Origin of the sequence: Methylobacterium sp. NMS14P (assembly GCF_028583545.1) — a bacterium.
Classification (GTDB): Bacteria; Pseudomonadota; Alphaproteobacteria; order Rhizobiales; family Beijerinckiaceae; genus Methylobacterium.
Map to the genome: position 1 here is coordinate 461,689 of NZ_CP087107.1, position 11,650 is coordinate 473,338.

The 11,650-nt window shown below is 69.9% G+C and carries 18 protein-coding genes; 8 read left to right on the plus strand and 10 right to left on the minus strand.

Annotation, left to right across the window (positions count from 1 at the left end):
- The first annotated feature begins 42 nt into the window (after positions 1–42).
- From LOK46_RS31955 to LOK46_RS31980, 6 genes are all read left to right on the plus strand, one after another.
- Positions 43–462, plus strand: a complete 420-nt coding sequence (locus tag LOK46_RS31955) for a CopG family transcriptional regulator (RefSeq protein WP_273564902.1) — start codon at positions 43–45, stop codon at positions 460–462.
- 73 nt (positions 463–535) lie between these two features.
- Positions 536–1,783, plus strand: a complete 1,248-nt coding sequence (locus LOK46_RS31960; RefSeq protein WP_273564903.1) for an extracellular catalytic domain type 1 short-chain-length polyhydroxyalkanoate depolymerase — start codon at positions 536–538, stop codon at positions 1,781–1,783.
- Positions 1,784–2,006: 223 nt separating this feature from the next.
- Positions 2,007–2,285, plus strand: a complete 279-nt coding sequence (locus LOK46_RS31965) for a hypothetical protein (RefSeq protein ID WP_273564904.1) — start codon at positions 2,007–2,009, stop codon at positions 2,283–2,285.
- Positions 2,286–2,328: 43 nt separating this feature from the next.
- Positions 2,329–2,460, plus strand: a complete 132-nt coding sequence (locus LOK46_RS31970) for a hypothetical protein (protein WP_273564905.1) — start codon at positions 2,329–2,331, stop codon at positions 2,458–2,460.
- A 66-nt stretch (positions 2,461–2,526) separates the two neighbouring features.
- Positions 2,527–2,736: a hypothetical protein gene (locus tag LOK46_RS31975; RefSeq protein WP_273564906.1), complete on the plus strand. Its 210-nt coding sequence runs from the start codon at positions 2,527–2,529 to the stop codon at positions 2,734–2,736.
- Positions 2,736–3,020, plus strand: a complete 285-nt coding sequence (locus tag LOK46_RS31980) for a hypothetical protein (RefSeq protein ID WP_273564907.1) — start codon at positions 2,736–2,738, stop codon at positions 3,018–3,020. The genes LOK46_RS31975 and LOK46_RS31980 overlap by 1 nt, the downstream gene beginning before the upstream one ends.
- Positions 3,021–3,093: 73 nt before the next feature.
- Here the strand turns inward: LOK46_RS31980 and LOK46_RS31985 are convergent, their stop codons facing one another.
- The 7 genes from LOK46_RS31985 to LOK46_RS32015 form a co-directional block, all read right to left on the minus strand.
- Positions 3,094–3,462 carry a hypothetical protein gene (locus LOK46_RS31985; RefSeq protein WP_273564908.1) on the minus strand — a complete coding sequence of 123 codons (369 nt, stop codon included), beginning with the start codon at positions 3,460–3,462 and terminating at the stop codon, positions 3,094–3,096.
- 204 nt (positions 3,463–3,666) lie between these two features.
- Complete coding sequence (locus LOK46_RS31990) at positions 3,667–4,011, minus strand: hypothetical protein (RefSeq protein ID WP_273564909.1); 345 nt, start codon at positions 4,009–4,011, stop codon at positions 3,667–3,669.
- A 394-nt stretch (positions 4,012–4,405) separates the two neighbouring features.
- Positions 4,406–4,624 (minus strand): hypothetical protein, encoded by a 219-nt coding sequence (locus LOK46_RS31995; protein ID WP_056530514.1) that lies wholly within the window; start codon positions 4,622–4,624, stop codon positions 4,406–4,408.
- A 195-nt stretch (positions 4,625–4,819) separates the two neighbouring features.
- Positions 4,820–5,095 (minus strand): hypothetical protein, encoded by a 276-nt coding sequence (locus LOK46_RS32000; protein WP_273564910.1) that lies wholly within the window; start codon positions 5,093–5,095, stop codon positions 4,820–4,822.
- A gap of 120 nt (positions 5,096–5,215) precedes the next feature.
- A complete protein-coding gene (locus LOK46_RS32005; RefSeq protein WP_020094878.1) occupies positions 5,216–5,410 on the minus strand; it encodes a hypothetical protein in 195 nt (64 codons plus the stop codon).
- A gap of 43 nt (positions 5,411–5,453) precedes the next feature.
- A complete protein-coding gene (locus LOK46_RS32010) occupies positions 5,454–5,807 on the minus strand; it encodes a DUF6481 family protein (RefSeq protein ID WP_273565205.1) in 354 nt (117 codons plus the stop codon).
- A gap of 116 nt (positions 5,808–5,923) precedes the next feature.
- Positions 5,924–6,133: a cold-shock protein gene (locus LOK46_RS32015; RefSeq protein ID WP_012329763.1), complete on the minus strand. Its 210-nt coding sequence runs from the start codon at positions 6,131–6,133 to the stop codon at positions 5,924–5,926.
- 548 nt (positions 6,134–6,681) lie between these two features.
- On the opposite strand from LOK46_RS32015, the gene LOK46_RS32020 reads away from it, so the two are divergent.
- Entirely contained in the window at positions 6,682–7,317 is a 636-nt protein-coding gene (locus LOK46_RS32020) for a class I SAM-dependent methyltransferase (protein WP_273564911.1), read from the plus strand.
- A 41-nt stretch (positions 7,318–7,358) separates the two neighbouring features.
- Here the strand turns inward: LOK46_RS32020 and LOK46_RS32025 are convergent, their stop codons facing one another.
- The gene (locus LOK46_RS32025; RefSeq protein ID WP_273564912.1) at positions 7,359–8,798 is read right to left on the minus strand and encodes an 8'-apo-carotenoid 13,14-cleaving dioxygenase; all 1,440 of its coding nucleotides are present in this window, start codon (positions 8,796–8,798) and stop codon (positions 7,359–7,361) included.
- Positions 8,799–9,319: 521 nt separating this feature from the next.
- Between LOK46_RS32025 and LOK46_RS32030 the strand changes: the two genes are divergently transcribed.
- Positions 9,320–9,586, plus strand: a complete 267-nt coding sequence (locus LOK46_RS32030) for a hypothetical protein (RefSeq protein ID WP_273564913.1) — start codon at positions 9,320–9,322, stop codon at positions 9,584–9,586.
- 320 nt (positions 9,587–9,906) lie between these two features.
- Here the strand turns inward: LOK46_RS32030 and LOK46_RS32035 are convergent, their stop codons facing one another.
- Complete coding sequence (locus tag LOK46_RS32035; protein ID WP_273564914.1) at positions 9,907–10,122, minus strand: hypothetical protein; 216 nt, start codon at positions 10,120–10,122, stop codon at positions 9,907–9,909.
- A 127-nt stretch (positions 10,123–10,249) separates the two neighbouring features.
- The gene (locus LOK46_RS32040; protein ID WP_273564915.1) at positions 10,250–11,461 is read right to left on the minus strand and encodes an acyl-CoA dehydrogenase family protein; all 1,212 of its coding nucleotides are present in this window, start codon (positions 11,459–11,461) and stop codon (positions 10,250–10,252) included.
- Positions 11,462–11,650 lie beyond the last annotated feature (189 nt).

Below are 11,650 nucleotides of genomic sequence, written 5' to 3' on the forward strand. Positions count from 1 at the left end.
CATCTCTAGACCATCCAACGAGATGGTCCAGGGATGGCGAGAATGGCGGACAAGGTGCCCGATCTGCGACCGAAGCTGCCCGACAGCGAGAAGATCACGCTCAACCTCGGCTTCGTCGACCTCGGCCACATCGACCTGATGGTCCGCGACGGCTTCTACGCCAACCGTGCCGATTTCATTCGAACCGCCGTGCGCAATCAGATCGAGCGCCAGGGCGAGGCCGTCAGGCAGTCCGTCAGCCGGAAGCAGCTCAGCCTCGGCCTGTCGCACTACACGAAGCAGGCGCTCGAGGCGGCGCGCGACGCGGGCGCGCCGCTGCATATCCAGGTGCTCGGGCTGGCCAGCATCGCCCTCGACGTCACGCCTGAACTGGCGCGCGCCGCCATCGCCTCGGTCGAGGTGCTCGGCGCCTTCCAGGCCAGTCCCGCGGTCAAGGCGGCGCTCGCCGACCGGACGACCTGACGGCCCCACGTCTTCCCGCCGACGCGACCGGAGATTCCGCCGCGCCCGCTCTCCCTCACCCAGGACCTGTCCGATGGATCACACCACGAAGACCGCCTTCTCGCGCTTCGCGTTCCCGAAGGTCGACCCGGCCCGTGCCGCGGAGGCGATGGCCAGGCTTCAGGAGCGGCAGGCCGCGGCCTTCAAACTGTGGTCGGAGGCGAGCCGGAGCGCGGTCGAGGCGGGTGCGCGGACCGCGGACGCGGCCGACATCCTCGACATGGTCGCGCCCTCCGCTCCCGGCGGAGCCTGGGTCGCGCCGGAGACGACCGGAGGACGCTCGGGCCGGCATCCCCACGCCGAATCCGGGGGCGACATCGCCGGCACCGTGATGCGCACCGTCCAGGAGGCGCTGGCGAAGGCCGGCGTGGGCACGGATCGCGACGGGCAGGGCGGCGCGACGCCGGCCCCGGCTCGGCTTCCGGAGGGGGCACGCTTCGAGGCCCGCACATTCACCGGCGCGGCCGGGACCCGGAACTACAAGGTCTACGTACCGAGCGGCTACACCGGCCAGGCGCTGCCCGTCGTGGTGATGCTGCACGGCTGCACGCAGAACCCGGACGACTTCGCCGCAGGCACGCGGATGAACGCGGTCGCCGAGGCGCGTGACGTCCTCGTGGTCTATCCGGAGCAGCCGCGCTCGGCCAACATGCAGCGGTGCTGGAACTGGTACGAGCCCGGTGACCAGCAGCGGGAGGGCGGCGAGCCCGCCCTGATCGCCGGCATCGTCCGGCAGGTGATCGCGGAGTTCTCGGCCGACGACAGGCGGGTCTACGCGGCAGGCCTGTCGGCAGGCGGGGCCGCCGCCGCGATCCTGGCGATGACCTACCCCGACCTGTTCGCGGCGATCGGCGTCCATTCCGGCCTGGCCTGCGGCTCCGCGCGGGACGTGCCCTCGGCCTTCGCGGCCATGAAGGGGGACGGCGCGCGCGCGACGGGGAAACGCCACGCCGTGCCGCTGATCGTGTTCCACGGCGACCGCGACCGCACGGTCCACGCGGCCAACGGCGATCGCGTGGCCGCGCAGGGGCCGTCGGACCCGGAACTCCGCACAGCGGTGACCCAGGGCCGGACACCGGACGGGGTGGACTACACCCGCACCGTCCGTTCGGACGCGTCCGGCCGCACCATGGTGGAGCAGTGGGTTCTGCACGGAGCCGGGCACGCGTGGTCGGGCGGCAGCCCGGCCGGCTCGTTCACCGACCCGCGCGGACCGGACGCGAGCCAGGAGATGATCCGCTTCTTCCTGGAGCACGCGCGCGCCGCCGGTGCCAGACCCTGAATGCTGCCGGCCCGTCGGCCGCATCGGCCCGGACGAATCATCCAACGGGCGTTGGGCGCGAATCTCGACCGGATCCGCCGCGTCGCGCGCCGGGCGCGACGCCCGTCCGGTCAGGGCTATCTTTGTCGGCCCTGAGAGCGCAGAGTGTTGCCATCACCGGATCGGTTGATCCAGGCTCCGGTGGCTGAGGGTCCATGCCCCCGCCTGCAACGGACAGGCGCGCGTGGCAGACCTCATCACGTTTCCCGCCAGGCCGCGCTCACGACACGCGCGCCGCGCCTATCAGGTCCATCGGCTCGCCCCGACCGGTGGCGTGCTCACGACTTGCGTCATCACAGCGCGCAACGACGGCGACGCCAGGCGGCAGGCAACGGGTCTGATCGCGGGGCATCATGCCGAACTCTGGGCAAGCGACCGCCTCGTTGCCGTCTTCGGCCTGTTCGAGACCCCGATCGCGACCGCGATCCGGTTGCTTCCAGATCAGCCGACGCCCGAACGGTGAGGACGACGTCGTCGGGGCTGTCATCGTATCCAGGAGCGAGATCATGGCAGCGGAACAGAAGCGCGGAAATCGCGAAGCCAAGAAGCCGAAGAAGTCTGTGCCCAAGACCAACGCGTCGGCGCCCTCCGTCAAGGGCTCCGTCGCGGCGGCCACGAAGCCGCCCCGGAAGGCCTGACGCGATGTTCGCACGTCACGGCCAAGCCGCGTGGTAGAGCCCGGCCGACCCCGGCCGTGCCCGGTGATGCGGAAGCTGACCAGGTTGGTCGTCCGTATGGCGCAGCGACCCGGCCTCCTCGAGAGCGGGCGGCTGATCGATCAGCTCACGGATCTGGAAGCCGAGGGCCTGGCCCGGAATATTTCGTGGCGGTCCATCGAGACGATCAGGGCCACTCGATTGAAGCTGCGCGTCGAGGGCCTGATGCCGACGTCGTCTCTGCCGCTCGCTCCCTGATGGATGTGCGCATGACTGATCGTGAGACGTGCTTGGACGCGCTGGGAGCGCTCATCGTCCGGGCGGACCCGGCCGATCTCGCGGCCGCCCAAGATATCCTGCTGCGACTCGTCCTGCGTGAAGACGGTGCGGCGCGACGCGCGGCGGCCCTCGACGGACTCCGTGCCGAACTCGCGTGCGCGACGCGGGCGGGCTCCCGCTCGCGCGAGCAGGAGGCCTTTCACACGGTCCTCCTCGCGATGATCGAGCGGACCCGCGACATGGCCGGTGCCACGACGGCGTGACGCGCCGCCGCTGGCCCAACGACCGCGGAAGCGCGACCCGGTCCTCCGCGGAACGAATGTCCCGCGTCTCCCGTCAGATGCCGATGCTCGCCGCCCCGGCCGCGGCCGCCTGCGGAACGGTGGCGCCGTTCCGCAACGCCATCGCTATGGCGATCGACATGGTGTCGATGGCGAGCGCGCGATCCTGCCCGTAATCGTAGGAGCTGTTTCTCCCGGAACTCAGCCGCGCGTAGTAGGCGTCGGGGAATTCCCGATCGATCCGCGTTCTGAGGAGCTGAGCTGCCGCGGCGTAGTTGGCTTCGAAATCCCGGCCCCTGCTCGCCGATGCCCCCTCGAAGGTCCCGGCTTCCTTTCGCTTGGCGATCGCATCGGACCTGCGCTCCTGCGCGCTGCCAAGAAAAAACTGGATCGTTCTGGAGATCAGCCACCGGACGATGGTCATCGGAATCTCCTGAGCGGGCGGCGAATGCGTGCCCGTGCGGATACATAGCACATCGCGGCGCGCCCTGAGCTTAAAAATACGATCTCGGAGACAATTGAAGGCCCCGGCCTACCGCCGCGGCCTGCCGGGACGAGGGCCCGGACGCCGCGCGCCCACCGAGTCGTCGCGCGTCCCGGCACCCGGCCGTGCCCGCAGCGCCGACGGTCACGGCGGATAAATCTGCGGACCCGGATGCACCAGGGTCGTGTCGTATTCGGTCGCCTGCCACACGGGCCAGGAGCCCTCGCGCACGAACATGGCGAACGCCTCGATCACGTCCGGCCGGTCGAAGGCGTGCACGCCCTCGACTGCGCGCCCGACGATGCAGGCCGCATCCGCCACATCGGCCGCGGGCGAGCGGATATCCAGTGAGAACATCACGCCCGATCGATCGGGCCTGAGCGCGTCGGGCAGGACGTCGATCTTGCGCCAGAGGCAGTACCACCGGGCACAGGCCTCCGGGCGCTCGCTGTAGATCCCGCAGCCCGTTCCGGTGTTGTGCCGGCACACGATCCCTGCCGGCTTGTCGAGGGCAGGGATCGCCAGAACACGGCAGCACACCGTGCAGGAGCCGCATGACCGGCCGGGGACGGTGCGCTCGGGGGCGCGCGGGGCATCCCGGCTCGGGACGCCGCGGGCTCGTGCTTCGCTTGCGATCGGTCTGTCCTCGATTGCCGCCGTGCGGCGGCGATGGTGCTGATCTCGGAGAGGCGAGGGGGCTGCGCAACCGTCGGTCGCTGCACAGCCCGCGGAGCCGCAGCGCCCTCATACCGTGCCGGCGGCCGCTGTTCACGCCCCCGTCCAGGATGCCGCTCCGCGATCGGGCCGGACCGAGAGGGCGGCGCGTGCCAGGCGCTTCGACGACGGGGGTGCCAAGCGGCGCCCGATCCGACAGGCGGGTGGCTCAGGCGGCCGGGCGCCGCGCGTGCCGCCACGCCGCGATCGCGCTCCGTCTCGCCTCGAAGGCCGTGCGCAACCGCGTGCCCGGTGCGCCCTGACGCTCCGCGCCGAAGCCGTGGAGCAGGACCGCATCGGGTCCGAAGACGCGACGCATCTCGGCGCGCCAGAGGCGGTCCGCGACGGCGAGCGTCGTCTCTGTTTCCGCGAAGCGTTCGATGTTCATGGCAGACGTCCTCCGCTCACCGCCGCCTGCCACAACGCGCTGTCCTGCCCGGAGGTCCAACGCGGCCGTGACCCCGGTCGCGGCCGCGGATCGGCTCGGGGGATCGGCGCGGCTGGAAGACCTCGTGGGTTACGAGGGTCGCACTTCGGCGTCTCCGCGCGGTCCCGCGGTGTGGCCGGGCCAGGGGCCGTCGTGTCAGAGAGCCCGCGCGAGGCCCGCTTCCAGATCCAGTGCGCTGGCGGTCTGCTGAGAGAGGCGGACGCCCGTCGGCTCGACCTCCGCATCGGCCTTCACCGCGCGGCGCACGATGGCCAGCGCCTCGTCCTCCGAGGTGGTAATCGCGGCGTAGAACATGACCAGTCGGCCCGACAGCTCCGCGTCGTCGGGCCGCGTCACCTTGAGGATGAAGGCCGTCTGATTGGGTTCGATCATCGCCGCGTCGGCCGGGTGGGTGTCCTTCGTCGTCGTCATGGATCGCAAAGGCCTCGATCTCGGTCCAGCCGGACGCCTTCCGCCGGGCCGGTGCACCATGGCGGATGCGCGTCACGGGACGCCGCGTCGTCCCCCGCGGGCCCGACCGCCCGAGACGGTTCAGGCGGGCGTGAGTTCGCCTTCCCGCACGGCGCGCTCGCCGCTCGCGGACTTGATGCGGTAAGTCGGCTCGCCGGAACGGTCGTCCGGCGTCAGGCGGACCACCTCGAAGAGGCCGTCGACGGTGCTCTTACTGCCAGCGTAGCTGATCCCCAGCTGCCGGACATGCTGGCCGATCTTGAACTTGTGAGACATGGGTCGTCCTCCGGAGTGATGGCGCGCGCGGGCTGGGTTCGACCTAGCGGCGTGCACGCGCCTTGCGGGCCGCGAATCGCGCGTCGCGTGCCGCCTTCTGTTCGGCGGCGCGGGCAACCTGCTGCTCCGCCTTCTCGGCGGCCAGACGGTCGGACTCGGCCTCGGCGCGGGCCTGCGCGGCCTGGATCTCAGCCTCACGCTCGATCTCGGCGGCCAGACGAACGGCTTCCCGTTCGGTCGCCCGCAGGTCCCGGGCCTGGACGACCGCGCGCCGCGCGGCTTGCCGAGCGAGGACGACGGGATCATCGGCCGCCGGGCGTGCCCGGAACCGGGCCAGTGTGGCCTGCCGCGCTCTGGCCGTCTCCGCGAGACGGTCGACGAGGTGATCGGTTTTCAAAGGCTTCACGAACTCTCCGTGGGTGCACCGGACGTCAGCCCCGGTGGCGAGACATGGATGAAGCCGCTCCGCGGTAGGAACGGCTTCGAAGCGCGTCACGAGTGGACGCGTGAGACTCAGGCGGCCTGAAGGCTGCCGGCCGACTGCTTGCCGGTCCTCCGGTCGGTCTCCATCTCGTAGGAGACCTTCTGGCCCTCGTTCAGGCCTTGCATGCCGGCGCGCTCGACGGCCGAGATGTGGACGAACACGTCCTTGCCGCCGTCATCCGGCTGGATGAAGCCGAAGCCCTTGGTGTCGTTGAACCATTTAACGGTGCCGATGGTCATAGGTATTCCATGTCAGTGAAGGCAAATAGATAGGGCGGGCGCATGGATCACACGCGCCCGGTCGCCGGATGTCGAAAATGGGAGAGATGCAGAACGCTCGCCCTGTTGAGGCGATACGGCCGGATACCTGGCCAAAAATCGATGCCATATCTGTACGCCATCGACGTGGCGATGACAAGTACATTGAGAAATTGCGCGATTCACGCCGATTTGCGCGGCGATTATTTATCCTGAAACTTCGCGTGGCGTTTCCCGTGAACGGCTCGGACGAAGCGGCTTGCCGGTTCCCGTGCGGTCCCGCGTCCGGCCGCCCGATCTCCGACAGTGTCGACCGCCGGTCGCGCGTGATGAGGAGGGCCGCGCCAGCGGGGCGGACAGGCGGCAATATCGGCTCCGACCCGTGACGCCGTCCGCGCCCCGGCGCGGATGCGGCGACGTGGACACTTGGCCGGGGGCGGCCGGGCTCTCTCTACACGCGCACCCAACGCACGGTTTGCGCGCCGGCCGTCGGGGTCGGCGCGCCGCTCGATCCGGAAGCGCGCTCGCCGATGACTCAGGATCTGCCGGACTTTCCCCCGGAGGCGTTCGCCAAGCGCGACCGCGATCCCGATCCCGCGTTCTACGCGCGACCGCGCTTCGTGACCCATATCGATGCCGCCGCGATCGCGGCGGTCACCGACCTCTACAGGGAGATCGTCCCGGCGGGCGGCGACGTCCTCGACCTGATGTCGAGTTGGGTCAGCCACCTGCCCGACGAGGTCGCGTATGCCAGCGTCACCGGTCACGGCCTGAACGCGGCCGAACTCGCCGCCAACCCGCGCCTGACCCGGCATCTCGTGCAGGACCTCAACGCCGAGCCGCGCCTGCCGCTCGACACGGCCTGCGTCGACGCCGCGCTGATCTGTGTCTCGGTCCAGTATCTCCAGCGCCCCGTTTCCGTCCTGTCCGAGATCGCGCGCGTGCTGCGCCCCGGTACCCCGGCGGTGATCAGCTTCTCGAACCGCTGCTTCCCGACCAAGGCGGTCGCCATCTGGAGTGCCCTCGACGGCGTCGGCCATGCCCAGCTCGTCGGTCTGTACCTCCAGCGCGCCGGCTTCGCCCGCGTCGAGCGGCGCGTCCTCAAGCCCGCGGGAGGTCCCGGCGACCCCGTGACTGCGGTGGTCGGCTGGACCGCCGCGGCCTGATCGGTCCGGATTCGGCCGTCACCGGGACCGCACCCGGTCTCTCAGGCCGGCGCGCGCGCCGGGAACCAGTTGCCGTGGAAGCCCGGCGGGATCCGGTGCCCGAGGCGGATCCGGGCGAGGGGAGGGGCGTCGAACGCGCGCGCGTCGAGGACGGTGAAGTCGGTCGTGTCGCCGGCGGTGTCGATGACGAGCCCGACGAGCCAGCCCTCGTCCTCGTCGGCCCCGGCATGCGCCGGGACGAAGACGAACTCCCCCGGGACGTGATCGGGACCGAAATCGTGCACGTGGCGCGCGCCCGTCTCGAGGTCGTGCTTGTAGAGCTGCGTCGCACCGGCGAGCTGCGTGTTGCCGTCGGCCGGTACGCTGACCGTGTAGACGTAGCGGTGGCGCTGCCCGAGGCGCCGCTCATCGATGCGGGGGAATTCCTGCGCCGCGGGGTCGATCACGCGTCGCTCGACCCGACCCGTCGACGGATCGATGATCCAGCGCTCGAGTCGGCCCGGCGCGTCGAGCCCGCCCCGGGGCGAGGCGAACACGGTCCCGTAGGCGACGACATCGAGGATCACCCGCCCGTCCGCGTCGTCGTAGGCGTTGGCGGTGTGGAACACGAAGCAGGGCTCGACGGCGCACCAGAGGATGTCGGCGCCGTCGCCCTGGCGTGGGAGGAGGCCCACGCGGGCCCCGTGGTCGGGGTTCCAGCGGAACGGGAAGCGGTACCCGGCGAGCAGGGCCCGGAACGAGAACGTGACGGGCAGGTCCAGCACGATCACGAAGCGCGCCGTGATCGCGCAATCGTGGATGCAGGGGCCGTGCGCGACCGGGACCGGCACGTCACGCACGACCTGCCCGCTCGGGGCGAGGACGACGTGGCGCACGCTGTCCCAGACGCGGCCGTCGTACGCGACGGCGTGCGTCTCGCCGGTCAGCGGGTCGCGGTGCGGGTGCCCGCTGAAGGAGCCGGCCAGCGTCCCGTCGAACGGGTTGTAGCGCTGCGCCTCCAGGGTGGGCGCGAGTTCGACCGGGAAGCTGCCGGCCTCCACCACCGCGAAGATCCGGCCGCCGATCTCGACGACGTTGGTGTTGACGGTGTCGTTGCCGCCCCGCCGCGGCCCGGGCGCCGCTGGCCGCCCGAGCGCCGTGGCGGCCGTGCGCGAGTTGATCCAGCGGTTGCGATACCACAGTGCCCGGCCGGCCTCGAGCGCGAGCCCGTGCACCATGCCGTCGCCGAGGAACCAGTCGTGGCCCCGCGTCGTCGCGCGGACGGGGTTGGCCCCCATCTTGAGATAGAGGCCGTCGAGGCCAGGTGGGATCGCTCCGGTGACGGGCAGGTTCTCCAGCGTCAGCTCCGCGCGCATCGGTTCGTGGACACCGACGACGAAGGGGTTGGCCGTTCCGGGCAGGCGCAGCCGGTTGCAGGCCGCCAACAGGCCAACGCCGACCTCGGCGGCCGCGCGGAAGGCCGACTGGACTCGTTTCGGCATCGGCAGCGATTCCAGGATCTGGCGGCGAGCAGGGACGGTATCGACGCGAAGCCGCCCGGGCCCTTCCCGCCGAAGGAGGCCGCACGCACTGAGCGGCGCAACATACCCGAAAGCGGTGAGGTCGCGCGCCTCCAGATTCCGCTGCAACCGGAGAGGGCGAACGTCTCAAGCGGGTGAACTTCTGCGTTCCGGTTTCGGGCGCAGGTCCGAAGGAAGCGGACGTTCGGAGACTGGCTGAAGCTGGCCGAAAACGGGCGGCCCGCTTCGGAGTCGACCCGCCGGATAAGCGGACGGCCTTCTGCCGACCCAAACCGACCAGGACTCTCCGTAGGGTCCCCCCGTCCTGCCGACCGCCTGCGTGCACCAGCACCGCCGGCCGGTGGCTGCCACCGGACCCTCACCCTCGACAATACCCGAACTCTTCCCCGTCCACGCCGCCATCCGTCGGTCTCTACTGAACAAAGTGTGCGCGGGTGGCGTTGATGTACCGACCCAAACTTGGGACGATTGAGGAAACGCCTATGCGCATGAAGATGTACGGCTTCGCGGCCGCGCTTGCTGTTGCTCTGACCGGCACAGCCTATGCCCAGCAGCCCGCCGGTGGCGGTAGCGCTACGGGCAACATGAACAACCCGGGTTCCGTGAAGAGCGAGGGGCAAAAGGCGACCGAGGAGACGACGGGCACCAGCACCCGCTCACCCGCAGCTGGCGCCGCAGCGGTGCCCGGAACCGGCACCGCGCGTCCTGGCGTCGGTGCGGGCGGGAGCACCACCGCACCCGCACGGTAGAGCCCGCGGGCGTGCCCGCACCATACGCTCTGTAAGTTCTCGGCAGGGCCGCATCGAAGGCGGCCCTGCCAACACCGCACCGTCGTGCAGCCGCTGCAGGCATCGCTGCAGCCACTCGGGTCCGCTCTATCCACCCTGAGCAGCCATCCTGCTTCCGGCCCGAGGCGGCCGTAGGAGGCGCTATAGGCAGAACCCGGAAGCAGCCATCAGTGGGCAGGCGGGCAGGCGCGGCTCAGAGTGCGAAGCGGTAGAGGCACCGAGCAGCCGTGATCGTCTGCTCTCAGATTGGGCGCCGCCCCCGTTCGCCGTCAGAGGAGCCCTCATAAACCGAGGTTCAGCTGCCGACTGTTGCCGCGCTGGAGGTTATGGAGACGCGATAGGGCAAACAGGGGAAAGAACAGGCGGTAGCCGTGGCTCTTCAACTTGAAGACGCGCGGAAGGCCGACAGCGTCGTAGGCGCGCCCCTGCCATTCCCCATGCGCCCCCTGGCTGCGATGAAGGTAGGCTGCGCCTTCCGTTGAACGCGCCGACCTCACTCAGCGACGACCCCGGTGTCTGGCCGGCGCGCATGCCGCGACGGAGAACGGGGACGAGGCGCTCCCGGCGCCGCCGCCGGAAGCCACATGTGTTCCATGCCACTCAGAAGAGATCTGTCACTTCTATCTAGATGAAAGGTGCGTCGGATTCGAGGCCCAGAAGGATACGGCCAGGCGATACCAGCATGCGGTCCTGATATTGCATGTGCTGGCAGGCCGCGTACACGTCGCGCAGCTGGCGCGCGAACGGCAACTCTTCGAGAACCGCGGAACTGCCCGCCGCTTCGTACATGCTCGTGACGACCTTCTTCCCGACGTGGCCCGCGTACCAGCAGGCCCGCCGAAGGTTGGCCTGCCACGCGGGGGTGACTGGGCGGCCGTTCTCGGCTTCCGACCAGAAGCCGGAGACCGTATCGCGGGCGAAGGCGCGGGCGGCGCCGAGACTCGTCTCGGCGCGCGCGATCTCGACCTGCACGTCCTCGCGAAGTCGCAAGGGCACCTTGCCGCCGTGCGGCGTCTTCGTCTGTGCGAGATTGATGAACGCGTCGATCGAGGCCCGGGCGAGTCCCAGCGGAACACCAGCGGCGGCGATCGCGGCAGCCGACGCCATCGGCAGCATGTAGAGCGGTTTCCTATCGCGCGGCATCATGATGCGCGCGCCGTCGACGGTCTGCGCGTCCGGCACCCAGATATCGGTGCAGACGACGTCGTGACTCCCGCTGGACCGCAGCCCACCGGCGTTCCAGTTGCCGACGACCTCGACGTCCTTCGAGGCGATGAAGGCGCCTCGCACAGATGGTCGCCCCTGCGCGTCGAGCCTCGGCTGCCCTTCTTCGATCTCGAGACACATCAGTGCCGAAACCGAGCTGAAGCGGCAGAAGCTTGCCCAGGACCAGCGTCCGTTGATCCGCCAGCCGGTTCCGTCGCGAACCGCCGTTCCCGTCGGCTGGCCGCTGCCGCTGCCCGCGAACTTCTTGCCGGCGGGGATGAGCGAACGCATCACGTCCTGATCGATGAGGTCGGCGAAGCGTGACGCGCCCCCGGACGAGATCGCGGCGCACCAGGCAACCGAACCGTCGAGTTCCGCCAAAGCCTCGATGGCTGCTAGAACGCGCAAGGGATGGGTCTCAGGACCGCCCAGACCCTGCGGAAGCCAGAGCTGCGTGAGACCGGCGTCGATGAGCGCCTCTGCAACCGGCTCCGGCAGGTCCGGTCCGACGGCCAGGGCCGATCCGTGCTCCGCGATCACGGGCCGAAGCGTCTCGATGGTCGCGAGGAGCGCCGCGTCCGGATTTCCGGCCCCCGCGTCAGGGGCAATCGAGGGTGCTACAACGTTCATTCTCAGACCTCTTGTCTGTCCGAGATGCATATTAAATTCGGCAATCGATCGATTTCGTGTCGCCCGGAAGAGGTCTTGGTTACGGTTGTAACCTGAAGTTCTGGCAGACGGGGCCGTCTGCCGGCTCGAATGCGCTCGACCGCGTCATCGCGGCTGCCATTGATCTTCTCGCGTGACCGATCCGCATCG